21 protein-coding genes are annotated in these 23072 nt (G+C 67.1%); 17 read left to right on the top strand and 4 right to left on the bottom strand.

From position 1 onward, the window contains the following. Window positions 1-66: 66 nt before the first annotated feature. From ACSHZY_RS11880 to ACSHZY_RS11865, 4 genes are read right to left on the bottom strand one after another with little or no spacing between them, the layout of a single operon-like run. Complete coding sequence (locus tag ACSHZY_RS11880; protein ID WP_435169369.1) at window positions 67-867, bottom strand: ABC transporter ATP-binding protein; 801 nt, start codon at window positions 865-867, stop codon at window positions 67-69. After that, window positions 864-1895, bottom strand: coding sequence for a FecCD family ABC transporter permease (locus ACSHZY_RS11875; RefSeq protein WP_435169367.1), 1032 nt, complete (start codon window positions 1893-1895; stop codon window positions 864-866). Before ACSHZY_RS11875 ends, ACSHZY_RS11880 begins: the two co-directional genes overlap by 4 nt. Next, the gene (locus tag ACSHZY_RS11870) at window positions 1892-2902 is read right to left on the bottom strand and encodes a FecCD family ABC transporter permease (RefSeq protein ID WP_435169365.1); all 1011 of its coding nucleotides are present in this window, start codon (window positions 2900-2902) and stop codon (window positions 1892-1894) included. The genes ACSHZY_RS11875 and ACSHZY_RS11870 overlap by 4 nt, the downstream gene beginning before the upstream one ends. Beyond that, the gene (locus ACSHZY_RS11865; protein WP_435169363.1) at window positions 2899-3882 is read right to left on the bottom strand and encodes an iron-siderophore ABC transporter substrate-binding protein; all 984 of its coding nucleotides are present in this window, start codon (window positions 3880-3882) and stop codon (window positions 2899-2901) included. Before ACSHZY_RS11865 ends, ACSHZY_RS11870 begins: the two co-directional genes overlap by 4 nt. Before the next feature lie 235 nt (window positions 3883-4117). Between ACSHZY_RS11865 and ACSHZY_RS11860 the strand changes: the two genes are divergently transcribed. The 17 genes from ACSHZY_RS11860 to mobA all read left to right on the top strand — a co-directional run bounded on the left by ACSHZY_RS11860 (window position 4118) and on the right by mobA (window position 23036). Next, window positions 4118-6226 (top strand): TonB-dependent siderophore receptor, encoded by a 2109-nt coding sequence (locus tag ACSHZY_RS11860; protein WP_435169361.1) that lies wholly within the window; start codon window positions 4118-4120, stop codon window positions 6224-6226. Between the two features lie 124 nt (window positions 6227-6350). Next, window positions 6351-7514, top strand: a complete 1164-nt coding sequence (argE, locus tag ACSHZY_RS11855) for an acetylornithine deacetylase (RefSeq protein WP_435169359.1) — start codon at window positions 6351-6353, stop codon at window positions 7512-7514. A gap of 145 nt (window positions 7515-7659) precedes the next feature. Next, entirely contained in the window at window positions 7660-8625 is a 966-nt protein-coding gene (locus ACSHZY_RS11850; RefSeq protein WP_435169357.1) for a LysR family transcriptional regulator, read from the top strand. Continuing rightward, on the top strand, window positions 8622-10043 hold the full coding sequence (locus tag ACSHZY_RS11845) for an NAD(P)-binding domain-containing protein (protein ID WP_435169355.1): 1422 nt from the start codon (window positions 8622-8624) through the stop codon (window positions 10041-10043). Before ACSHZY_RS11850 ends, ACSHZY_RS11845 begins: the two co-directional genes overlap by 4 nt. After that, a complete protein-coding gene (locus tag ACSHZY_RS11840; RefSeq protein WP_435169353.1) occupies window positions 10040-10894 on the top strand; it encodes an alpha/beta fold hydrolase in 855 nt (284 codons plus the stop codon). The genes ACSHZY_RS11845 and ACSHZY_RS11840 overlap by 4 nt, the downstream gene beginning before the upstream one ends. After that, the gene (locus tag ACSHZY_RS11835) at window positions 10894-11814 is read left to right on the top strand and encodes an ABC transporter permease (RefSeq protein WP_435169351.1); all 921 of its coding nucleotides are present in this window, start codon (window positions 10894-10896) and stop codon (window positions 11812-11814) included. Before ACSHZY_RS11840 ends, ACSHZY_RS11835 begins: the two co-directional genes overlap by 1 nt. A 1-nt stretch (window position 11815) precedes the next feature. Further along, on the top strand, window positions 11816-12655 hold the full coding sequence (locus ACSHZY_RS11830; RefSeq protein WP_435169349.1) for an ABC transporter permease: 840 nt from the start codon (window positions 11816-11818) through the stop codon (window positions 12653-12655). Then, entirely contained in the window at window positions 12652-13818 is a 1167-nt protein-coding gene (locus tag ACSHZY_RS11825; RefSeq protein ID WP_435169347.1) for a M24 family metallopeptidase, read from the top strand. The genes ACSHZY_RS11830 and ACSHZY_RS11825 overlap by 4 nt, the downstream gene beginning before the upstream one ends. Next, window positions 13819-14817 (top strand): ABC transporter ATP-binding protein, encoded by a 999-nt coding sequence (locus ACSHZY_RS11820; protein ID WP_435169346.1) that lies wholly within the window; start codon window positions 13819-13821, stop codon window positions 14815-14817. It abuts the gene before it with no gap. Further along, complete coding sequence (locus ACSHZY_RS11815; RefSeq protein ID WP_435169344.1) at window positions 14810-15700, top strand: ABC transporter ATP-binding protein; 891 nt, start codon at window positions 14810-14812, stop codon at window positions 15698-15700. The genes ACSHZY_RS11820 and ACSHZY_RS11815 overlap by 8 nt, the downstream gene beginning before the upstream one ends. 8 nt (window positions 15701-15708) lie before the next feature. Further along, complete coding sequence (locus tag ACSHZY_RS11810; RefSeq protein WP_435169342.1) at window positions 15709-17190, top strand: ABC transporter substrate-binding protein; 1482 nt, start codon at window positions 15709-15711, stop codon at window positions 17188-17190. Beyond that, window positions 17190-19421 carry a molybdopterin-dependent oxidoreductase gene (locus ACSHZY_RS11805; protein WP_435169340.1) on the top strand — a complete coding sequence of 744 codons (2232 nt, stop codon included), beginning with the start codon at window positions 17190-17192 and terminating at the stop codon, window positions 19419-19421. Before ACSHZY_RS11810 ends, ACSHZY_RS11805 begins: the two co-directional genes overlap by 1 nt. Next, window positions 19418-19879: a CMD domain-containing protein gene (locus ACSHZY_RS11800; RefSeq protein ID WP_435169338.1), complete on the top strand. Its 462-nt coding sequence runs from the start codon at window positions 19418-19420 to the stop codon at window positions 19877-19879. The genes ACSHZY_RS11805 and ACSHZY_RS11800 overlap by 4 nt, the downstream gene beginning before the upstream one ends. Continuing rightward, the gene (locus tag ACSHZY_RS11795) at window positions 19876-20439 is read left to right on the top strand and encodes a peroxidase-related enzyme (protein ID WP_435169336.1); all 564 of its coding nucleotides are present in this window, start codon (window positions 19876-19878) and stop codon (window positions 20437-20439) included. Before ACSHZY_RS11800 ends, ACSHZY_RS11795 begins: the two co-directional genes overlap by 4 nt. Next, window positions 20436-20897 (top strand): Lrp/AsnC family transcriptional regulator, encoded by a 462-nt coding sequence (locus tag ACSHZY_RS11790; RefSeq protein WP_435169334.1) that lies wholly within the window; start codon window positions 20436-20438, stop codon window positions 20895-20897. Before ACSHZY_RS11795 ends, ACSHZY_RS11790 begins: the two co-directional genes overlap by 4 nt. Before the next feature lie 118 nt (window positions 20898-21015). Then, complete coding sequence (locus ACSHZY_RS11785) at window positions 21016-22446, top strand: aminotransferase class V-fold PLP-dependent enzyme (protein WP_435169332.1); 1431 nt, start codon at window positions 21016-21018, stop codon at window positions 22444-22446. Between the two features lie 2 nt (window positions 22447-22448). After that, window positions 22449-23036, top strand: a complete 588-nt coding sequence (mobA, locus tag ACSHZY_RS11780; protein ID WP_435169330.1) for a molybdenum cofactor guanylyltransferase MobA — start codon at window positions 22449-22451, stop codon at window positions 23034-23036. Window positions 23037-23072 lie beyond the last annotated feature (36 nt).

The following is a 23072-nucleotide window of genomic DNA, read 5'->3' as shown; positions in this document are numbered from 1 at the left end:
GGACCCCTTTCTGCCAGAAACATGACAGGGGGATGATGCTTTTGCGGCGTTCGGATGAATTCCCTATCAGCCCGCCATGCCGTGCCGCCCGATGGGCAGCATCATCGGCCGGCCCGAGGTGGGGTCCGTCATGATCCGGCTGTGGAGGTCGAAGACGGTGCGGACCATGTCCGCCGTCAGGACCTGATCGGGATGCCCCGTCGTGTGGATGCGCCCGCCGGCCATGGCGACCAGATGATCGGCATAGCGCGCGGCCAGGTTCAGGTCGTGCAGCACCATCACCACGGTCGTTCCACGCTGGCGGTTCAGGTCGGTGAGAAGATCCAGAACCTCCACCTGGTGGCTGATGTCGAGGAAAGTCGTGGGTTCGTCCAGAAGCAGAAGGTCCGTTTCCTGCGCCAGCGCCATGGCGATCCAGACGCGCTGGCGCTGGCCGCCCGAGAGTTCGTCCACCGCGCGTTCGGCCAGCGCGGTGGTGCGGGTGGCGTCCAGCGCGGCGGCGATCGCCTTGTCATCCTTGCGGGTCCAGCGGGCAAAAAGGCCGTGATGCGGGTGGCGGCCACGGCTGACAAGATCGGCTACGGTGATGCCCTCCGGCGCGACGGGGGATTGGGGCAGCAGGCCAAGGGTTCGGGCCAGCGTGCGCGCCGGCAGGCGGTGGATGGCGGCGCCGTCCAGCAGAACCTCGCCCCCCTTCGGGGACAGAAGGCGCGCCATGGTGCGCAGCAGGGTGGACTTGCCGCAGGCGTTGGCCCCGACGATGGCCGTGATCTTCCCCGGCGGCACGTCCAGATCCAGACCGTTCAGGATGGTCGTGTCGCCATAACCGGCCACCAGCTGGCGCACGTGAAGGGCATTGCGGGTCATAGCGAGCCTCCGATGCGGTTCACCCGCACGATCAGGTAAATCAGGTAAGGCGCGCCAAGAGCCCCCGTCACGACGCCGACGGGATAGCGACCCGGCAGCAGGAACTGGCCCACGTAATCGCCCGCCAGCACCAGCACCGCCCCCACCAGCGCGGCCGGCAACAGGACCGATCCGTTCTGCCCCACGATGCGCGCCGCAATGGGCCCGGACAGGAAGGCGACGAAGGCGATGGGGCCGGTGACGGCCGTGGCCACCGCGATCAGGCCCACGGCCGTCACGATCACCAGAACGCGGGTGCGGGCCACGGAGACACCAAGGGCGGCGGCGGTGTCGTCCCCCAGCCTCAGCGCCTCAAGATCCCTTGCGCGGGACAGAAGGACGCCGCCGAAGACGAGAAGGGACAGAAGGACAGGACCCGCCTCGGCCATTGTCGCGCCGTTCACGCTGCCGGTCATCCAGCGCATCGCGTCCTGCAAGGTCCAGCTTGGCGCCTGCGACAGGACATAGGCGATCACGCTGTCCAGCATCGCTGACACGCCGATCCCCACAAGGATCAGCCGCGTGCCCGCCACCCCGTTGCGGAAGGACAGGCCGTACACCAGCAGCGCCACACCCAGACCCACCAGCACCGCGATGACCGACACCGCCGGACCGCTGAGGGACAGGATCACGATGGCGAAGACGGCCGCCGCGCTGGCGCCCGCCGTGATGCCGATGATGTCGGGACTGGCCAAGGGGTTGCGCAGCATGGTCTGGAAGGCCGCGCCGCCCAGACCGAAGCTCAGCCCCGCCAGAAGGGACAGAAGCGCGCGGGGCAGCCGCAACTCCCCCACGGTGAAGGAGGCGCCGGGCACGTCCTGCCCCATCAGCACCCGCAGCACGTCGCCGGGCGGCGTGAAGGACTGGCCCAGCATCAGGGTCATGGCGAACAGCGCCGCCAGCAGGGCCAGCAGCCCGAGGATCAGGCCACGGCGCTGGCGGGTGCGTCGCTGGCGGCTTGCCGCAACCGTTTGGGCAAGGGTCGTCATAGCTCCCTCACCCGTTGGCGGCGGACGATCCAGATGAAGAACGGCCCGCCGATCAGGGCGGTGACGATGCCGACGTCCAGTTCGCTTGGTCTTGCGATGATGCGGCCCGCGATGTCCGCCGCCACCAGCAGGCACGCCCCTGTGAGGGTGGAGAAGGGAAGGAGCCAGCGGTGGTCGATCCCCACCAGAAGGCGGCACAGATGCGGCACGACCAGCCCGACAAAGCCGATGGGCCCGCAGATCGCCGTGGCCGCCCCGCACAGAAGGATCGCGCCCAAGGCGGCCAGCCCGCGCGCGAAGGCCACGCTTTCCCCGAGGCCTGCGGCCAGTTCGTCCCCAAGCGCCAGCGCGTTCAGCTTTCGCGCCGACAGCAGGCTGATGACAAAGCCCGCGATCAGGACCGGCAGCCCCTGAGCCATCGTCTCGAACGTGGCGCCGCCGACGCCGCCGATCTGCCACGACCGGATGTTGCCCGCGATGTCGCCGCGCGGCAGCACGATGGCCATCACCAGCGACGAAAACGCGACCGAGGTGGCAGCCCCCGCCAGCGCCAATTTCAACGGCGTGGCGCCCCCGCGCCCCATCGACCCGATGGCATAGACGAACACCGCCGCCAGCCCTGCGCCCAGAACCGCCGTCCAAACCTGCGCGTCGGAAGACGACAGCCCGAACCATGCGATCCCCACGACGATGGCCAGCGAGGCACCCATGTTGACGCCAAGGATGCCCGGATCGGCCAAGGGGTTGCGCGTGACGCCCTGCATCACCGCGCCGGCCAGACCAAGCGCCCCACCCGCCAGCACGGCCAGCAGCGTGCGCGGAATACGCGTGGCAACGGCGGCCTGTCCGATCGTTTCGGCATGGCCTTCCAGTGCGGCGCGGATGTCGGTCCAGCCCACGTCCCGCGTGCCGATCGCGATGGACAGCGCGCACAGCAGGACCAGCACGCCCAGCACGATCCCCAGCCCCATGGCGCGCAGACCGCCCGAACGCGCCGTCACCTTCATTCCGCGGTTTGGGCCGCTTTGGCCAGAAGGGCCGCGTAATCGTCCAGAACCCATGGAATGGACAAGGGGGTGGGCGTGGCCGCGGTGCCCATCGGGTCATTGTTCAGCATCACCACGGCGTCATGGGCCACCGCCGGCATGTGCGACATCAGAGGATCGGCGGCCAATGCCTTGCGCAGGTCCGCCCCGCCATAGGTCACGACGATGTCCACGTCGTCGAAGGCGTCCACCTGCTCGGCGCTGACCTCTCCGGCAAAGCGGCCGGAGGTGGATGCCTCCACCACGCTTTTCGGAGAGATGAGGCCGAGGTCATGGAAGAACTTCACCCGCGCGTCGGCGGTCGTGTAGAAATGCACCACGCTCAGATCGCGTGAATCAAGATGGGTGACGAACATCGCGGATTTGCCCCGAAGCGCGGGATGACGGGCCGCCGTGTCCGCGATCTGCCCGTCCAGCCGCGCGATGAGGGCGTCGCCTTCGGCGGCCATGCCCATGCCCGCGCTGTCCATCCGGATCATGTCGCGCCAGTCGGTGCCCCAGGCGGTGTCGGGATAGGCGACCACGGGAGCGATCTTGCTCAGCGTGTCATAATCGTCCTGGCTGAGGCCGGAATAGGCGGCAAGGATCACGTCCGGCTGCGTGCCGGCCACCGCCTCGAAGTCGATGCCGTCGCCTTCGTCGAACAGGACGGGGGTTTCGGCACCCAGCTCGTCCAAGCGCTCTCTCACCCAAGGCAGCACGCCGTCGCCGTCATCATCGCCGAAATTCGCGGCCGCCATGCCGACCGGCACGATGCCCAGGGCCAGCGGCACTTCCTGATTGGCCCAGGACACGGTGGCCACGCGAACGGGCCGTTCCGGGATCACGGTGGTGCCAAGCGCGTGCTTCAGCGTCAGCGGAAAGTCCTGCGCGCACACGGCGGTGGCGGACACGGAAAGGCAAAGAACGGCAAGACGAAGAACGCGCACGCGACACCTCATGCAAAGGCGAGTGTTTGTGTCGGCTTTTCCACGTTCATGCGACAGGGTCAAGGCTGGGTCTGGTTTTCGCGAAAGCGTGCTCGATGGAAATTCCACAAGACATGCGCGGGAAGCTTCGGTATAGGCCGGGAACGCAGAGACTCTGCCGGTGTCACAGCGAGGACGCCGGGCAAGCGAGACGGCCCGTGCCGATAGCCAGCCTATCCCCACATCGTCAACCGTATGAAAGAGAATCATGCCCGTCCCGATGACCGCCGCCCGCCGGAGCCTGCCAACCCGCCTTTCCCTGCTGACCTGCTGCACCGCGCTGGTGGCCCTGGCGCCGATCGGCGCGCTGGCGCAACAGGCGTCCGGAGACGTCACGGTTCTGGCGCCCATCGTGGTGAACGGGGTGCAGGACGACAGCAGCACCGTCGTCGCCGAAAGCCTGTCCTTCGGGGGCAAGATCGGCACCGACATCCTGGACACCGCGGGCTCTATCTCGGTCATCACGCAGAAGGAGTTGCAGGACCGGGGCGTGCAAAGCACCGAACAAGCGCTGCAATACACGGCGGGCGTGGTGACGGACTTCTACGGGTCGGACAACCGCTGGGATTATTTCAAGATCCGCGGGTTCAACGCCACCACCTATCGGGATGGCCTGCGCGTGGGCGGCAGCGGTCAAAGCGCCAACAACCTGCGCGAGGATGTCTTTGCCTATGAGCGTATGGAGGTGCTGAAGGGTGCCGACACGACCCTGTTCGGCGTGTCGGATCCGGGGGGGATGGTGAACTACGTCACCAAGACCCCGAAGACCGAACGGTTCGGCGAGGCCTATGCCACCGTAGGCTCCTTCAGCCACAAGGAGGCGGGCGTCGATTTCGGCGACAACCTGACGCCCGATTCCACCTTGTCCTACCGGATCACCGCCAAGGTGCAGGACGCGGACGGCGAGGAAGACTATTCGCGCGACGATGGCAAGCTGCTGATGGGCGGCCTCAGCTGGCGGCCGTCGGACGCGACCACGGTCAGCGTCGTGGCGGACTACCTGAAGTCCGACGGATCGACCAGCGCGGGCCTGCCGTTCAACACGGACTTGGACCGCGAGACGTTTCTGGGCGAGCCCGACTTCAACTATGTCGGGAACGAGCGGAAGTCGCTCAGCCTGATCGTCGACCACGACTTCGGCGGCGGCCTGACCTTCAGCGGCAACGCCCGGTATGACGATACGGACAGCGATTTCGGGATGATCTTCCTGGGCGGCACGCCCCAGGAGGGGACGATCATCGACCGGTCGTTCTTTGCCAACGATACCAGCGGCCACAGCTTCAACGCTGACGCGCGGCTGCGCTACGAGACGACCTTCGGATCGGTCCGCAGCACCACGTCCGTGGGCGCCCAGTACATCGACTTCGCCTATGACACGCGGGGCTGGTATGTCGGCGCGCCCAGCATCGACTGGGAAGATCCGGTCTACACCGGCGGCCTCGACCTGTCGGAAACCGCGCCTTACGAAGATGTGTCCCGATCGGAGGAAACAAAGGCGCTGTACGTGCAGCAGCAGTTCGACATCGCGGACCGCTTCATCGTCTCGCTGGGTTTGCGGCACGACTGGACGGACATCGAGCAGAACGATCACCTTGCCGACAACACGGCGGAAAACGACCTGAGCGAAACGACCGCCCGCGTCGGCCTGACCTACAAGATCACGCCGGAACTGTCGGCCTATGCCACCTATGCGGAATCGGCGGTTCCGGCGTCGACCCTCACCCTCGACCCCGAAACGGGCAAGCAGTACGAGATCGGGGTCAAGTACCAGCCCGAGGCGATGCGCGCCCTGTTCAGCGCCGCGATCTTCGACCTGACAAAGGAAAACATCACTCGCACGGATGTGTCCACCGGCCTGCAATACCTGACGGGCGAAATCCGGTCCCGCGGTCTGGAACTGGAAGCCCGGGCCGAGGTTCTGGACGGGCTGGAGCTGATCGCCGCCTACACCTATGTCGACACCGAAGTAAAGGACGAGCTGTCCGGCCTGCAAGGCAACGAGGTGGAGAAGGTTCCGAACCATCTCGCCTCGCTTTGGACCAACTATACGCTGGACGGGAACGGTCAGCGGAACGACATGACCTTCGGTCTGGGCGCGCGTTACACCGGCACGTATTTCAACACGGCCGACAATGCCGGCGGCAAGAGCGAGGCGGCCGTGATCTACGACGCGGCCTTCAGCTATGACGTCGCCCCGGACACCGCGCTGTCGCTGAATGTGACGAACCTGTTCGACGAACATCACGACACCGGCGGTTCGGCCGTCTACTACAACCCGGGGCGCGAGATTTCGGCCACGATCCGCCGCACCTGGTAAGCGGCGGGTGCCCCGGCCATGGGTCGGGGTCCCTTTCCTCCCGAAAGAAATGGGTGCAGGATGGCCGCTTCGGGGTCGGACGCTGGGGCTTTCGGCCCGACACTACGATGCTTGAGGACCAGATATGCCTGTCGAACGGACCCCCCGCGACATCCTTGCCAACCTGGTGGCCTTTCCCACCGTCAGCCGGGACACGAACCTTCCGTTGATCGACTGGGTCCAGGACTATCTGGAAGGATGGGGCGCGGACTGCGTGCGCGTGCCTTCCCCCTGCGGAACGAAAGCCAACCTTTACGTGCAGGTCGGCCCCAGAGTGGACGGTGGGGTGATCCTTTCGGGCCACACCGACGTCGTGCCGGTGGACGGGCAGGACTGGGCCTCCGACCCGTTCGCGCTGACGGAACGGGACGGTCGGCTTTACGGGCGCGGTGCGGCCGACATGAAGGGCTTTTTGGCCCTTGCGATCGCCGCCGTTCCGCTGGCGGTGAAGGCCGGGGTGAAGCGGCCCCTGCAACTCGCCCTCAGCATCGACGAGGAGGTGGGCTGCGCCGGCTGCATCCCGATGGTGGAAGCGATGGCCCGCGACCTGCCGCGCGCCGCCGCCGTCATCGTGGGGGAGCCGAGCCGCATGAAGGTGGTGACCGGCCACAAGGGCAGCCGCGCCTTCGCCACCCGGATCGTCGGCGTTCCGGTCCACTCCTCTCGCCAGCATGTGGGGGTGTCGGCCATCCACGAGGCGGGCCGCATCCTGCACTGGCTGAACGAGACGAACGCCGCGCTGATGGCCGCCACGCCCAGCGACACGGCCGCGCTGTTCGATCCGCCCTTCACCACCGTCAGCGTCGGCCGGATCGAGGGCGGGGAGGCGCACAACATCACCGCCGCAGAATGCCGCTTTACCCTGGGCATGCGCGTGGTGGCGGATGAGCGGCTGGACGACTGGGCGGAACGCTACCGGGCCGAGGCCGCGCGGGTGGAGGCCGGAATGCAGGCGGTCGATCCGCGTGCCCGCATCGAGATCACGGAAAGCTTCACGGTGCCGCCGCTGAAGCCGGAAATCGACGGCTTTGCCGAAACGCTGGCTCGCGGCCTCACTGGCGACAACACGATCAACGTCGTCAGCTACGGGACCGAGGCGGGGCATTTCCAAGCCAGCGGCTATTCCACCGTGGTCTGCGGGCCGGGTGACATCGCGCAGGCGCACATTCCGGACGAGTATATAGAGCTTTCGCAGTTCGAAGCCGGATGGACCTTCATGCAGCGTCTTGTGGACCGCTTGACGGAGTAGCCCATAGCGGGCGGATCATCTTCAGGCTGCCGACTTTCTAGACGGATGTTCCATTTCTGCCCGGATTGGTGGCATCATCGTCCGTTTCTTTCATGCAGGTTCTAAATGCATTGAGGTGAAGTATCCGAAATGGGTATGGTACCTCATGGAAACGCGCGATCTTCAGACTTTTCTTGCGGTGGCCGCCAGCGGCAGCATCACTCGCGCGGCAGAGATGCTGGGCCGGTCGCAGCCCTCGGTTTCCCGCATCATCCAGGAGCTGGAGGCCGAACTGGGCTTTCACCTCTTTCACCGGACGGGGCGCCGGGTCCAGTTGTCCGAGGAAGGCGTCGCCTTCGAGGCCGAGGCCCGCCGCCTGCTGCTGTCTTTTGGCGAACTGGCCGCGCGGGCCAAGGCCATCGCGGCGGGGAAGGGGCGGATATTTCAGGTCGCGGCAACCGCGGCCATGGCGTGGGGTCTGATCCCCAACGCCTTGTCGCGCCTGTCGGGCGACCTGCCGTTCGAGGTGCATGTCGCGCAGCATGTCCCGTCGGCCGTCGCGCAGGAGGTCCGGGCCGGCCGGTCCGAGATCGGCTTTTCCAGTCTGCCCCTCGACGTGCCGGGGCTGGAGGTGTTGCGCCTTTACGTCGCCCCGAACGTGGTGGCCCTTCGCGCCGATGATCCGCTCGCGGCCGAGGCGGTGGTGCCTCTGTCCGTCTTCACCGAACGCACCCTTGTCACCATGCTGGACCCGATGCGGTTCCAGGCCCGCGTGGCGCGTCTGATGGAGTCCCGGAACCTGGTTCCGAAGGCCATCATCCGCACGAACGTCGCCCTTGGGGCGTTGCAGATGGTGCGGGAAACTGGCGGCGTGGCCATCATCGATCCGGTCACGGCCTATGGCGGTTCGCTGCCCGACATCGTGGTCCGGCCGCTGGATGTGCCGGTGCCATTCCATTGGGGCGTGATCGCACCCTCCGGCCGCCCGTTGCGCCCGTTGGCGCAGGCGCTGGTGGAAGCCGCGGAAGCGGTCGCCCTGAAAGCCATCCCGGACATGCAGATCCTTGATCCGGCCGGCGCCGGAGAAGCTGCGGGAATCTGGACCCCGCCCGAACCCATGGACGACCAATGACCCTTGACGCGCTGGAATCCCGTTTGGCCGAGGATCTGCGGAACCTCGAACTGCCGGCGAAGCCCTGGATGCCCGCGCGGGAAGGTGTTCATGACGTGGTGGTGATCGGCGCGGGGATGTGCGGGCTTGCCGCGACGGCGAAGCTGAAGCTGACGGGCATCACCAACATCGTGGCCCTGGACGCCGCCCCTGAAGGGCGGGAAGGCCCGTGGATCACCTTTGCCCGAATGGAAACGCTGCGGTCGCCCAAGGCGCTGGCAGGTCCGGCGCTTGGTCTGCCTGCGCTGACCTTCCGCGCCTGGTTCACCGCGCAGCACGGCGAGGAGGAGTGGGAGCGGCTGGACAAGATCCCCAAGGGGATGTGGATGGACTACCTCGTCTGGTATCGCCACGTTCTGGATCTGCCGGTCGTGAACGACACGCGGATGACGAAGCTGTCCTTTGACGGCGACCTGATCGCGTTGGAGGTGGAAGGCCGCATGACCGGCCGCATCCTGTGCCGCCGCCTGGTTCTGGCCACAGGCCGTTCGGGCCTTGGCGGCGCGGCCGTGCCGGACTTCCTGAAGGGGATCGACCGCCGGTTCTGGGCGCATTCCGCCGACGACATCGACTTCGACGGCTTGCGAGGCCAGCATGTGGCGGTCATCGGCGCCGGTGCCTCCTCGATGGACAACGCGGCCGCCGCGCTGGAGGCGGGGGCCGGGCAGGTGGACCTGCTGATCCGCCGCAAGGAAATGCCGCGCATCAACAAGATGACCGGGATCGGCAGCCAAGGGGTCGTGCACGGGATGCACCGCCTGCCCGACGCCTGGCGCTGGCGGTTCGTGGATTACACCGCCGTCACCCAGACGCCGCCGCCGCGAAGCTCCACCCTCCGTGTGTCGCGTCACCCGAACGCGCGGTTCTTCCTTGATTGCGGCATCCTGTCGGTGCGGGAGGAAGAGGGCCGGCTGCGGATAGAGACGACCCGAGGTCCCATGCCGGTCAACTTCCTGATCGCCGCCACGGGCTTTGCCAACGACTTCTCGGGCCGACCGGAGTTCGAGGCGATCGCCCCTCACATCCGCAGTTGGGCGGACGGCCGATACACTCCCGACATGGGGCCCGCCCGCCGCAACATGACCGAGGCGCCCGATCTTGGCCCGGACTTCGAGTTTCGGGAAAAGGTGCCCGGCGCCTGTCCGCTGCTGGCCCACATCCACTGCTTCAACGATGCAGCCATGTTGACGCATGGCAAGGTGTCGGGCGACATTCCGGCCGTCAGCGCGGGGGCTGACCGTCTGGTGCGCGGCATCGCCGCCAGCCTGTTCGCCGAGGATGTGGCCATCCATTACGAACGGCTGCAGGCGTTTGACACGCCGGAGCTTCAGGGCGACGAATGGACGGATTCGACCCCGACGCTGAAGGTGAAGGCATGACCGACGAACGTTACATCACCCTGAACGGCTGCACCTTCCGCTATCGCATCGCGGGAGAGGAGCATCCCGAGACGATCATCCTGCTGCATGGCGGGCGCGGGATCGGGGATCATCTGGGTGAATGGAACGCCTACAAGGCGCTGGCCGATAGGTACCGCGTGATCGCCTATGATCAGCGCGGCTGCGGGCTGTCCACGATCACCTATCCCATGAACTTCCGCCAGTATGCCGACGATGTGGACGCCTTCCGCCGCCACTTCTGCGGGGATGAAGGCAAGATCATCCTGCAGGGCGGCAGCTTCGGCGGCATGATCGCGCTGACCTATGCCGTCCATTATCACCGCCACCTGTCGCGGCTGATCGTGCGCGGCACGGCCCCCAGCCACCACCACGAGGCGGAGGCGATCGAGACGTTCAAGGCGCGGATCGGCAAGGTGCCCTCGGCGTCGCCCGCGATGATCGACAAGTTGTTTTCGGAAAACATCGTGGACGACACGGAGTTGCGGCTGATCTGGCTGGCGCTGCAACCGCTGTATTACGAAAAGTTCGATCCCGACGCCGCGCTGGAACGCACCCGCACCATGCATCTGCACGCCGAAACGCACAACGAGATGTTCCGTGAGAAGGCCCATGACCTGCGCGACGCGCTGCGGTCCGTGCCGACGCCCACACTTGCCTTCTGTGGCGAAAAGGACTGGATCTGCCCGCCCAGCCAGTCGCGCCTGATCGCCGAACTGATGCCGAATGCGGAACTGTGGGAGGTGCCGGGCGCCAACCATTCCTGCCACATCGAAAAGAACGCCGAGGTCGTGGCCCATATCCGCGACTTTCTGGCGCGGACGGGGGGCTGATGGGCAGCTACCTCATCAAGCGTCTGCTGGAGTCGCTGCTGGCGGTGTGGGGCGTGGTGACGATCGTGTTCTTCGTCACGCGCGTTCTGGGCGATCCGTCCACGCTGCTGCTGCCCGTGGGCGCCACCGCCGAGCAGATCGAGGCCTTGCGCACCCAGCTTGGCCTGAACGAGCCGCTGTTCATGCAGTACCTGACCTTTCTTTGGCAGGCGGTACAGGGGGATTTCGGCACCTCGTTCCAGCATGGACGTCCGGCGCTGGCCGTCGTGTCGGAGCGGATGCCGGCGACGGCGCTTCTGGCGGGGACGGCGATGGTGCTGGGAATCCTGATCGGGGCGGTCGCGGGCGCCATCGCGGCCCTGAAGCGCGGCACGGTGGCGGAGCTGGTCGTGATGACGGTCGCGCTGCTGGGGCAGGCGACGCCCGTGTTCTGGCTCGGGATCATGCTGATCCTGTATTTCGGTGTCTCGCTCGGCTGGTTGCCTACGGGGGGCTATGGCACCTTCGCGCATCTGGTGCTGCCCGCCCTGACGCTGGCGGTGTTCGTCTCCGCCTCCATCGCGCGGCTGCTCAGGTCGTCGATGCTGGACATCCTGCGCGAGGATTACATCCGCACCGCCCGCGCCAAGGGGCTGATGCCCACAACCGTGTTCCTGTGGCACACCGCCCGCAACGCCCTGATCCCGGTCACCACCATGACGGCGATTCTTGCGGGCGAACTTCTGGGCGGATCGGTCGTGACGGAAACCGTTTTCGCTTGGCCCGGCGTGGGACGGCTGATCCTGCAGGCGATCCAGGCCAACGACTTCCCGGTGATCCAGGCGGGGATCTTCGTCGTCGCCACGATCTTCGTGCTGATCAACTTCCTTGTCGACATGCTGTATGGCGTGCTGGACCCCCGCATCCGGGCGGAGCGCTGACATGACCTTCTTCAAAGAACTGGCGCGCAGCAAGGCCGGGATGGCGGGGTTTATCATCCTCGTGCTGTTCGTGGCGGTGGCCGTGCTGGCGCCGTGGCTGGGGCTGGAGGATCCGACGCGCGGCAGCTTGCGCGCCCGCATGGTCCCGCCCGACTGGTGGGGACCGCACCCCTTGGGCACGGACGAGGTCGGGCGCGACATCCTTTCGCGCATTGTCTATGGCAGCCGCATCACGCTGATGGTGGCCGGGGCGGCGGTGGTCGCGGGCGGGATCGTGGGCACCTTCCTTGGCATTCTTGCGGGCTATGCCGGCGGGATTACCGACCGCATCCTGATGCGGCTGGTGGACATCCAGTTGGCCATCCCCCTGATGATGCTGGCGCTGCTGGTGGTCGCGGCCCTTGGCCCCTCCACGGTGAACGTGGTGGCGGTCCTCGCCCTGACGTCGTGGATCCGCTACGCCCGCATCATCCGCGGGCAGGTCCTCAGCCTGCGGGAGCGGGAGTTCGTGCAGTCGGCCCGCGCCATCGGCGCTTCGGGCTGGCGGATCATGCTGCGGCACATCCTGCCCAATGTCATGACCCCCGCGCTGGTGGTGGCCACGCTGGAACTCGCGCGGATCATCGTGATGGACGCGGCGCTGTCGTTCCTCGGCCTCGGGGTGCAGCCGCCGAACCCGTCCTGGGGGCGGATGCTGGCCGACGGGCGGACCTACATTTCCACCGCATGGTGGGCCGTGACCTTCCCCGGCCTTGCCATCATGCTGACCGTGCTGGGCGTCAACCTGTTCGGCGACTGGCTGCGCGATTACTTCGACCCCAAGACAAGGAGCGCCCGATGAACCGCATCTCCCGCCTGAAGTCCCTGATGGCCGCCCGTGGCATCGACGCCCTCGTGACCTTCAAGCCCGAGCACAGCTTCTACCTGTCGGGCTTCAACCCGATCATCTTCTCCCACCCCGTGATCGCGATCCTTCCGGCGGAGGGGGAGCCGGTGATCCTGGTCCACGCCCTGCGCGACGATCACGGGCGGTCGGAAAGCTGGGTGAAGGACATCCGGCTTTACGGCGCATGGTCCACCAAGGTCACGATGGGGCCGAACTGGCAGGACGCCCTGCGAGCCATCCTGGCGGAAAAGGGTCTGGACGCCAGCGTGCTGGGGGTGGAGGAGGATTACCTGCCCGTCACCCGCCACCGCCTGCTGACCGAGCTTCTGCCCAAGGCGAAGCTGGTCGACAGCTCCGCCGTGTTCGACCGCGCCCGTCTGGTCAAGGACGCGGACGAGATCGCGAACGTCCGCGTCGCCGCCGCCCTGGCCGACATCGGCATGGACGCCGCGCAGGACGCGCTGGCGCAGGGCGGGTCAGAGCGTGAGATCGCCACATCCTCCATGGCGGCGATGAACGGGCACTGGGCGCTGCACCTGCCGGATCATGAGGTGGCGGATTTCGGATCACTGGAAGGCGGCGCGCAGAACGGCCTCTGGACATGGGCGCTGGCGGGGGACCGGATGTTCCGCAACTGCGACAACCCCACGCAGCGTAAACCGCAGCGGGGGGAAGCGGTCGCCGTCTTCATCTGGGCCATCGCGAACGGCGTCCATGCCGAGAACGAACGCACCTTCGCCTATGGACCGTTGCCCGACGCCAACCGCCGCGCAATCGACACCATCCTGAAGATCCGCGAGGACATCGCCCCCGCCATGCGCCCCGGCGCGCCGCTGGCGGAGCTGTTCCACATCACGAAGCGGGGGTTGGAGGATGCAGGCTATGCCGCGAACATCCCCGGCCGGATCGGCCACACCATCGGCCTCGGCGCGCATGAACACACCTCGCTGGACGGCAAGACCGACGTGATCCTGGAACCCGGCATGCTGTTCACGCTGGAGCCGAACCTACGCGTGCCGGACAGGGGGGTGGCCACGCAGATCTCGGACACGATCCTGATCACGGAGACCGGACACGAGTTCCTCACGCAGTCCCGCGGCGGATATATCGAGGTCTGAATGGCGCTGCTTGAGGTCGAGAACCTGACCGTCGCCTTCGACACCCCTTCGGGGCGTGTCCATGCGGTGAACGACGTGAGCTACACGCTCGACGAGGGCGAGACGCTGGGCGTCGTGGGCGAAAGCGGCTCGGGCAAGTCGGTGCATGTGCTGGCGATGTTGGGGCTGCTGCCGAAGCCGCCCGCCAAGGTGCTGGGCGGACGGGTGCTGTTTCAGGGGCGCGACCTTCTGGCGATGTCGCAGGCGGAGCTGCGGAGCCTTCGTGGCGGGCAGATCGGGATGGTGTTCCAGGACCCCATGTCGTCGCTGAACCCCGTGCTGACGGTGGGGCGGCAGCTGCGCGAGGTGATCGAGCGGCACACCGACCTGAAGGGACGCCACGCCGACGCACGCGCGACGGAATTGCTGGATCTGGTCGGCATTCCGCGCCCGGCCGATCGCCTGCGACAGTATCCACACGAGTTTTCGGGCGGGATGCGGCAGCGCGTGATGATCGCCATCGGATTGTCCTGCAACCCCAAGCTCCTGATCGCGGACGAGGCGACGACGGCGTTGGACGTGACGGTGCAGGCGCAGATCCTGGATCTGGTCCGGGATCTGAAGGACCGGCTGGGCACCACCGTCATCTGGATCACCCATGACATGGGGGTGGTCGCTGAACTCGCCGACACGATCCAGGTCATGTATGGCGGGCGGATCATGGAACGGGGGCCGGTGGGGCCGGTGTTCCGCGATCCCCGTTCCGCCTACACTTGGGGGCTGTTGCGGTCCCTGCCGGATGAGGGCGCGCGGGCGCAGCGGCGGCTGTACCAGATACCCGGATCGCCGCCGAACATGGCCGCTCCGCCGGTCGGGGACCCCTTCGCCCCCCGCAATCCCTTCGCCACCGACCGCTGCCACCGCGAGGTGCCGCCCTTGCGCCCGGTGGACGCCCATGGCCACATGGTCGCCGCGTGGTACGATCTGCCCGCCGCGCTGAGGGAGGCCGGACATGTCTGACCCGCTGATCGAGGTGTCCGGCCTGCGTCGCAGCTATGGCGGCGGGCGCGCGCTGCTGGGCCAGCCGAAGCCGGTGACCCACGCGGTCAACAACATCTCGTTCCATGTCATGCCGGGGGAAACGCTGGGTCTGGTGGGGGAAAGCGGGTCCGGCAAGTCCACCGCCGGCCGCGTGACGCTGCAACTGGAACCGGCCGACGAAGGGTCGATCCGGTTCGAGGGGCGGGAGATCACGGGGCTGAACGCGCGCGAGATGAAGCCCCTGCGCGCCCGGATGCAGATGATCTTCCAGGATCCCTATTCCGCGCTGAACCCGCGGATGAAGGTGGGCGCCTTCGTGGCCGAACCGCTGGTCGTCCACAAGCAGGACGCGCACCCCGACCGGGTGGCGGAGCTGTTCCGGATGACCGGCCTCGACCCCGCGTTCATGTCGCGCTATCCGCACGAATTTTCGGGCGGGCAGCGCCAGCGCATCAACATCGCCCGCGCCATCGCGCTGAACCCGTCCTTCATCGTCGCGGACGAGCCGATCACCGCGCTGGACGTGTCCATCCAGGCGCAGATCGTGAACCTGTTCCAGGATCTGCAGGACCGGCTGGGTCTGGCCTACCTGTTCATCGCGCATGATCTGTCGATGGTGCGCTACCTGTGCCAGCGCGTCGCCGTGATGCTACGCGGCCGCATCGTGGAAACGGGACCGGTGGAACAGATCTTTGCCAATCCGCAGCACCCCTACACCCGGTCGCTTCTGGCGGCGATCCCGGTGCCCGACCCGGACCGTGCCCGCCCGAAGCGCGAGATCTTCGACGTGTCCGCCAACATCCCCGCGCGCGAGGCCGTGATGGCCGCGGTCGCGCCGGGCCATTTCGTCCTGCAATCCTGAGGAGCCCCATGCGACATCTTGGATACACCGCCGTTCTTGCCGCCCTTCTGGGATCCGCCGCCGCCGCGCAGGACGTGACGCTGGCGCTGACCAACGCCGTCAACACCCTGGACCCGCATCAAAGCGCATCGGTGGGGCTGGACCTGTCGGTTCTCAGCCACGTCTACCCTTCGCTGATCCTGCGCGGACCGGACATGGAACTGCACCCCTCCCTCGCGACCGCGTGGGAGGCCGTGGACGACCTGACCTGGCGCTTCAAGCTGGTGGAAGGGGCCAAGTTCGAGAACGGGGAACCGATCAACGCCAACACCGTGGCGTGGAACATCGCCCGCGTCACGAACAAGGACAACCCGACGCGCATCTCCTCGTGGTTCACGCCGGTGACGGGGGCGACCGCGATCTCGCCAACCGAGGTGGAGATCAAGACCTCCAGCCCCTATCCTGCGCTGCCGGCGCAGCTGTCGATGTTCATGCTGCTGCCGCCGGAATGGGCCGCCAGCCATGATCCCGCGTCCGAAACCATGTCGGGCGGGCCCTATGTCATCGATCGGGTGACGCCCGGGGACAGCATCACCATGACGCGCAATCCCGACTTCTTCGGCGAGGCGCCGGCCTTCGAGCATGTGACCTTCCGCACGATCCCCGAGACGTCCTCGGCCATCGCGGCGCTGGTGGCGGGCGAGGTCGACTACATCAACAAGATCCCGCCCTCGGAACTGCCGCGCATCAGCGCCAGCGGCGTGGCCAAGGGGGGCGCCGTGCCGTCCACGCGGTCGGTCTTCATCAAGTTCAACACCGAAAAGCCGCCGATGGACAACAAGATGTTCCGTCAGGCGCTGAACTACGCCGTGGACAAGGACGCCATCGTGGACGTCCTGTTCGGCGGCGAGGCCGAGGTGTCGAACTGCCAGGTCATGACGCCCGCCTATTTCGGCTACAACCCCGACCTGAAGCCGTATGTCTACGACCCTGAAAAGGCCGAGGAGATGATCAAGGAGTCCGGCGTGGACCTGTCCCGCCCGCTGGAGTTCGAGGTTCCGACCGCGACCTACCTGCAGGGCGAGGAGGTGGCGCAGGCCGTGGCCCAGATGTTCGCCGATGTGGGCGTGCAGACTGAATACCGCGCGATGGAATTCGGCGCCTACATGGACAAGTATCGCAAGGCGCATGATCTGGGGCAGATGTCGCTGCTGGGTCAGGCCTGGCCCACGATCGACGCCGACGGGCTGCTGACGCTGTTCAAGCCGGGCGACCAGTACGCCTACTGGAACGACGCGAACTTCGGCGCGGCGCTGGAGGCGGGCAACGCCACCACCGACCCGGACGCCCGCAAGGCCGCCTATGCCGACGCCGCCCGCATCATGTGCGAGGAGGCGCCCGTCGTCTTCATGTACGCGCAACCCGCGACCTATGGCGTGTCCAACAAGGTGGATTACACCCCGCGCGGGGATGACTGGGTGCGCGCCTTCGACATGAAGCCCGCCGGCTGATGCAGATCTTCGCCTCGCATTTCGGGTTCTTCGAGGTGGGGCCGGGCCCCACCCTGAAGCCCTTCCGCCACGATCCCGCCCCGTCGCCCGTGGGGATGACGCATCTGGACCTTGCACGCGATCCGTCGCGTGTGCTGGTGCCGATGGCCCGCAAGGGCTGGCTGGCCGGTGACGGCGGCGCCGCGCGGGGCGAGGATACCTTCGTCGAACTGTCGCTGGACGAGGCGACGGCGCTGGCCGCACGCGAGTTGGACCGCGTGCGGACCGAACACGGCAACCGCGCGATCTTCGGCGGGTCCTATGGCTGGGGCAGCGCGGGGCGGTTCCACCATCCGCAAAGCCAGTTGAAGCGCTTCCTGAACCTGGCGGGCGGCTTCACCTTTGCCGTGAACACCTACAGCTATGGCACGGCAAAGGTCATCCTGCCTCACGTCGTCGGCGCCGAACATGCCGAGGTGGGCGCGCTGTCCCCCGGCTGGGACCAGATCGTGGGGCATTGCCGCCTGATTGTGGCCTTCGGCGGCATGCGTCTGGCCAACGCGCAGGTGGAGGCCGGATCGACCGGCGCCCACCGCGTCGGCGACTGGCTGGACACGTTCCGCGAGGCGGGAGGCGAGGTCATCACCTTGTCCCCCGACGCGCGGGACGCGGTACAGGGGACCCACATCCCGATCCGGCCGGGAAGCGACACCGCCGCCATGCTGGCCATGTGCCACACGATGCTGGTCGAAAGTCTTGCGGACGCCGCGTTCCTTCAGAACTTCACGACCGGCGCGGACCGCTTCGCCGACCATGTTCTTGGTCGCGAGGACGGGATCGCGAAATCCGCCGACTGGGCCGCGCCCATCACCGGCGTGTCGGCCGACGATCTGCGGACGTTGGCGCGGCGGCTGGCAGGGGAACGAAGCCTTCTGAACCTGTCATGGTCGCTGCAACGCGCGCGCTTTGGCGAGCAACCCTATTGGGCGGCCGTCGCATTGGCGGCCATGGCGGGCGGTCTTGGGCAACCGGGGCAGGGACTGGCACTTGGCTTGTCGGCCGTCGCCTCGGTCGGGCAGCCGGTGCGGGGGTTGCGCGGACCGTCCCTGCCGATGGGTCTGAACCCCGTGACCGACTACATCCCCGTGGCGCGGATCACCGAGTTGCTGGAGCGTCCGGGCGGCACCTTGCCTTATGACGGAAAGGTGCTGGACCTGCCCGACATCCGGCTGGTCTGGTGGGCGGGCGGGAATCCTTACCACCACCATCAGGACCTGTTCCGGCTGGAACGCGCATGGAAGCGGCCCGAAACGGTGATCGTGCACGAAAACGTCTGGACGGCCACCGCGCGGCATGCCGATCTGATGTTCCCCTCGGCCATGCCGTTCGAACGGACCGACATCGCCGGTTCGTCCCGTGACCGGTGGCTGGCCTACAGCCCCGCCGTGCTGGAGCCGCGCGACGGGGTGCCGACGGATCACGAGGTTCTGGCCCGCATCGCCGCCCATCTTGGTCTGGAAACCGCCTTTCGCGGGGGCTTGGATGAGGCGGGGTGGCTCGCGCATCTTTATGAGCTTTACCGGACCGCGCATGCGGAGCTTCCAGACTGGGACCGCTTCCGGCAGAAGGGCTTCGCCTGCCTGGATGCGGGCAAGCCAGCGCCGAAGCCGCTGGTGCCCTTTGCCCCGCTGCTGGCAGGGAAGCCCCTGTCCACGCCTTCCGGCCGGATCGAACTTTTTTCGGAACGGATCGCGGGCTTCGCCCTGCCTGACTGCCCCCCGCACCCGACATGGCTGGACCCGGATGAGAGGGAGGAGCCGTTGCCCTTCCACCTTCTGTCCCCCCAGCCCGAAACGCGCCTGCACAGCCAGCTGGACGCAGGCCGCCTGGCACGGGAGGCGCGGGTTCAGGGGTTCGAGGTGCTGCGCGCCCATCCGGACGATCTCTCGCCGCTGGAACTCGACACGGGCGACGTGGCCGAGGTGTTCAACGCGCGGGGCGTGACGCTGGTCGCAGTCGCGGCCGATCCATCCGTCCGGCGCGGCACGCTGGTGCTGCCGACCGGCGGATGGTTCGATCCGGTGACGGACGCACTTGGGCGGCGGGTGGATCTTGGGGGTAATCCGAACGTTCTGACCTCGGATGCCGGCAGTTCCGCCCTGAGCCAGGGGGCCAGCGCAAACCATCCTCGCGTCGGGCTGCGGCCCTTGGCCGACCCGACGTTGATCGAGATCAGAAAGGCACGCATATGACAGACGCCATCGATCAGGCGGCCGGACTGGCCGACACGGACTCGCGGCACGCCCTTCGCCGGCAGCGGCCCGAATTCGTTGCCGGGGCAGAGGCTTGTCGCGCATCTGTTCTGACGCCGGCGGAAGATCTGGGGCTTGGCGCGAACCTGCGCGCCGCCTTGGCGCACCGCATGGCCCTCCTGAACAAGGATGAGAAGATCGCGACGCAATACGTTGTCAAGGAAGAACTTTCCGCTGTTGCGACAGGAGCGACCGACCTTCCTGAACCTTTGGCCACCATCGCCCGCCACGTGGACATGGTCACGGCGAACCCAACCGCCGCGACCGCCGACCACATCCGGAAGCTGGAGGCGGCGGGCCTGTCGGCCCCGCAGATCGTCGCCTTGTCCGAACTGATCGCCTATGTGAATTTTCAGGTGCGTGTGGTCGCGGGCCTGCGTCTGATGGGGGCGGCATGACACCGCAGATCAAGCTGAAGCCGCTGGTTTGGCATCCGCATGTGGCGCCGGTGGAACTGGCCGACGCTACGGCGGAGCAGTTGGAGGCGATGAAGGTCACCCCTTCGGCCAAGAAGGTGTCGCCCTATGTGCGGACGCTGGCACACGATCCTGAAAGCTATGTCGCGCGCACCGTCCTGTTCAACGCGATCATGTATGCCGAAGGCGGGTTGCCCCGCTCGGATCGGGAACTTGGGGCACTCGGCGCCTCGGTGGTGAACGGGTGCCGGTATTGCGCGGTCGTCCACGCCCGCCAGCACGCGCAGCTGACGCAAAGCGATGCCGTGGTGTCCGCCGTCTATCTGGACCGGCCGGAGGATCTGTCGCCCCGCGACGCGGCCATCTACGCCTTCGCCCGCCGCCTGTCGGTCACCCCCAGCACCGCCATGCCCGAGGATGTTCAGGCCCTGCGCGATGCCGGGCTGGAGGAGGCGGAAATCGTGGATCTGATCCATTCCATCGCAATCTTCGGCTGGGCCAACCGCCTGATGCACGTCCTCGGCCATGCCACCCCGACATGAAGGAGGCCTTGGACCGCATCGACGCGCGCATCCTGGCCGAGTTGCAGCGCGACGCCCGCCAGACGCAGCGCGATCTGGCAGAAAAGGTCGGCCTGTCGCAGAACGCCTGCTGGCGCCGCATCCGCAATCTGGAGGAGCGGGGCATCATCACCGGCCAGACCATCCGCGTCGACCGGGAGGCGTTGGGGCAGGGGCTGGTCGTGTTCGCGATGATCCGCACACGCAACCACTCGGCCGACTGGCTGAAACGGTTCCGGACCCATGTCCTGTCCATTCCGAACGTGGTCGACTTCCACCGGATCGGGGGCGACTACGACTACATGCTGAAGATCGTGGCCCCGGACATGAAAGGGTACGACCATGTCTACCAGCGGCTGATCGCGACGCTGGAGCTGGATGCGGTCACCTCCTACTTCTCGATGGAGGCAATCGCGGAAGGGCGGCCGGTGGATGTGTAGATGATCGATGAAACTGGCGATCGATCGATCATAAATCTTGTTTGGCCAGCGAACATGCCGAACTATGGGAAAAATTCCTGCGGCAGGCGGTGTACTTCTTGAAAAAAGGGGACCTCGCATGACCGCACTGACCGACTTCCGCGACAGCCTGAGGCGCGACGACATTCTGGACCACCTGCGCCAAGGCCTCATCGGGGACGGCGTCCCGTTCGAGACACCCTTCGGCACGCAGCGGCTCCTTTATGCCGATTACGTTGCCTCAGGCCGGGCGCTGCGGCAGGTGGAGGCATTCGTGGCCGAGCAGGTGCTGCCCTTCTATGCCAACAGTCACACCGAGGCGAGCTTTTGCGGCATGACGATGACCCGCATGCGCGAGGAAGGGCGGGCGGCGATCGCCCGTCTGGTCGATGCGGGTGACGGGTGCCACGTGGTCTTTACCGGTTCGGGCGCGACATCGGGGATCAACCGGATCGTGAACCTGCTGCGGGTGTCCGAACGCGTGCGTGCGGGCGAGCGGGTCGTGGTGATCTGCGGCCCTTACGAGCATCATTCGAACATCCTGCCTTGGCGGGAAACCGGCGCCGAGATGGTGGAGGTGGCGGAGGCGGAAACCGGCGGCGTCAACATGGACGACCTGTCCCGCGCGCTGAAGGCGGCGGACGGGGCGGATCTGGTGATCGGCACATTCTCGGCCGCGTCGAACGTGACAGGGATCCTGACGGACACCGAGGCGGTGACGGCGGCGTTGAAAGCCGCGGGGGCGCTGGCAATCTGGGACTACGCGGGGGGCGGCCCCTATCTGCCGATGTCCATGCAGGGAAAGGACGCCATCGTCTTTTCCGCGCACAAGTTCGCCGGCGGACCGGGGGCATCGGGCGTGCTGGTTCTGCGGGACACGGTGGTGCAACGGGCGACGCCGACGCAGCCCGGCGGCGGGTCGGTGTCCTTCGTCTCGCCCCGCAGCCACGCCTACAGCGCCCGGGTGACCGCGCGCGAGGAAGCGGGCACGCCCAACGTCGTGGGCGACATCCGGGCGGCGCTGGTGATGCTGGTGAAGGACGCCGTGGGAACGGACCGCATTCACCATCGCGAACAGGAGCTGCGCGCCCGCGCCCTGCGCGTCTGGGACGCCGTTCCGCAGATGGAGGTTCTGGGCAGGCGCGCGCCAGCTTTGCCGATCTTTTCCTTCCGCATTCGCGAAGGGGGGGGCGGGTATGTGCACCACCAACTGTTCACGCGCATGCTGTCGGACATGACCGGGATTCAGGCGCGGGGCGGTTGCGCCTGCGCCGGACCTTACGCGCATCGCCTGATGGGCATCGACGACACGGCGTCCGAGGCGCTGTTCGCGCGTCTGCAAGCGGGCGAGGAACTGGCCAAGCCCGGCTGGGTGCGGCTGAACCTGTCTTGGCTGCACAGCGACGTGCAGGCCGATCGCATCATCGCGGCGGTGGCGAATCTTGTGGCAAACGCGGCCGAATTGTCCGCACGATACATCGGAGATCCCGTCACCGCCCGCTTCCGCGTCGCCGACATGGCGGCCGAATAGCGATGGAACCGGTTGCCGTCATCCTGGCCGGGGGGCGCGCGCAGCGGATGGGCGGGGGCGACAAGTGCCGGCTGGACCTTGGCGGCACGACGATCATCGCGGAAGTCCTGCGCCGCCTGCGCCCCCAATGCGGGCGGATGGCCCTGTCCGCGAACGGGGATCCGGCGCGTTTCGCCGATCTGGGTCTGCCAGTCCTGCCGGACAGCGAACCGGACCATCCCGGACCCTTGGCGGGTCTTCTGGTGGGCATGGACCATGCGGCCAGCCTCGGTGCGGACCGAGTGCTGACGGTGGCCGGCGACACGCCGTTCCTGCCGCCCGACCTCTATGCCCGTCTGCAGGGCGACGGGGCCATCGCCCTCGCCTCCAGCAACGGGGTGCGGCATCCGGTCGTCGGGCTGTGGCGTGTGGACCTGCGGGACGATCTGCGGGCGGCGCTGCGGCGGGGGGAGCGTGCGGTGGGCCGTTGGGCCTTGGACCATGGCGCGCGGCTGGTGGACTTTCCCGTTCAGGCACACGACCCGTTCTTCAACGTGAACACGGCCGAGGATCTGGAGGTCGCCCGGACGATCCACCTCGCCATGAGGTGATGGCGCCAGTCTGGGCATCGCGTCTTGGCGAGGCTA

Source organism: Falsirhodobacter sp. 1013, from assembly GCF_051195255.1.
Taxonomy (GTDB): Bacteria; Pseudomonadota; Alphaproteobacteria; order Rhodobacterales; family Rhodobacteraceae; genus Falsirhodobacter.
This window is presented reverse-complemented; position numbering and strand designations above follow the sequence as displayed.

Excerpts from the sequence above, each read along its gene's own strand:
- ACSHZY_RS11880 (WP_435169369.1), bottom strand. The coding sequence starts at position 867 with ATGACCCGCAATGCCCTTCACGTGCGCCAGCTGGTGGCCGGTTATGGC.
- ACSHZY_RS11875 (WP_435169367.1), bottom strand. The coding sequence starts at position 1,895 with ATGACGACCCTTGCCCAAACGGTTGCGGCAAGCCGCCAGCGACGCACC.
- ACSHZY_RS11870 (WP_435169365.1), bottom strand. The coding sequence starts at position 2,902 with ATGAAGGTGACGGCGCGTTCGGGCGGTCTGCGCGCCATGGGGCTGGGG.
- ACSHZY_RS11865 (WP_435169363.1), bottom strand. The coding sequence starts at position 3,882 with ATGAGGTGTCGCGTGCGCGTTCTTCGTCTTGCCGTTCTTTGCCTTTCC.
- ACSHZY_RS11860 (WP_435169361.1), top strand. The coding sequence starts at position 4,118 with ATGCCCGTCCCGATGACCGCCGCCCGCCGGAGCCTGCCAACCCGCCTT.
- argE (WP_435169359.1), top strand. The coding sequence starts at position 6,351 with ATGCCTGTCGAACGGACCCCCCGCGACATCCTTGCCAACCTGGTGGCC.
- ACSHZY_RS11850 (WP_435169357.1), top strand. The coding sequence starts at position 7,660 with ATGGAAACGCGCGATCTTCAGACTTTTCTTGCGGTGGCCGCCAGCGGC.
- ACSHZY_RS11845 (WP_435169355.1), top strand. The coding sequence starts at position 8,622 with ATGACCCTTGACGCGCTGGAATCCCGTTTGGCCGAGGATCTGCGGAAC.
- ACSHZY_RS11840 (WP_435169353.1), top strand. The coding sequence starts at position 10,040 with ATGACCGACGAACGTTACATCACCCTGAACGGCTGCACCTTCCGCTAT.
- ACSHZY_RS11835 (WP_435169351.1), top strand. The coding sequence starts at position 10,894 with ATGGGCAGCTACCTCATCAAGCGTCTGCTGGAGTCGCTGCTGGCGGTG.
- ACSHZY_RS11830 (WP_435169349.1), top strand. The coding sequence starts at position 11,816 with ATGACCTTCTTCAAAGAACTGGCGCGCAGCAAGGCCGGGATGGCGGGG.
- ACSHZY_RS11825 (WP_435169347.1), top strand. The coding sequence starts at position 12,652 with ATGAACCGCATCTCCCGCCTGAAGTCCCTGATGGCCGCCCGTGGCATC.
- ACSHZY_RS11820 (WP_435169346.1), top strand. The coding sequence starts at position 13,819 with ATGGCGCTGCTTGAGGTCGAGAACCTGACCGTCGCCTTCGACACCCCT.
- ACSHZY_RS11815 (WP_435169344.1), top strand. The coding sequence starts at position 14,810 with ATGTCTGACCCGCTGATCGAGGTGTCCGGCCTGCGTCGCAGCTATGGC.
- ACSHZY_RS11810 (WP_435169342.1), top strand. The coding sequence starts at position 15,709 with ATGCGACATCTTGGATACACCGCCGTTCTTGCCGCCCTTCTGGGATCC.
- ACSHZY_RS11805 (WP_435169340.1), top strand. The coding sequence starts at position 17,190 with ATGCAGATCTTCGCCTCGCATTTCGGGTTCTTCGAGGTGGGGCCGGGC.
- ACSHZY_RS11800 (WP_435169338.1), top strand. The coding sequence starts at position 19,418 with ATGACAGACGCCATCGATCAGGCGGCCGGACTGGCCGACACGGACTCG.
- ACSHZY_RS11795 (WP_435169336.1), top strand. The coding sequence starts at position 19,876 with ATGACACCGCAGATCAAGCTGAAGCCGCTGGTTTGGCATCCGCATGTG.
- ACSHZY_RS11790 (WP_435169334.1), top strand. The coding sequence starts at position 20,436 with ATGAAGGAGGCCTTGGACCGCATCGACGCGCGCATCCTGGCCGAGTTG.
- ACSHZY_RS11785 (WP_435169332.1), top strand. The coding sequence starts at position 21,016 with ATGACCGCACTGACCGACTTCCGCGACAGCCTGAGGCGCGACGACATT.
- mobA (WP_435169330.1), top strand. The coding sequence starts at position 22,449 with ATGGAACCGGTTGCCGTCATCCTGGCCGGGGGGCGCGCGCAGCGGATG.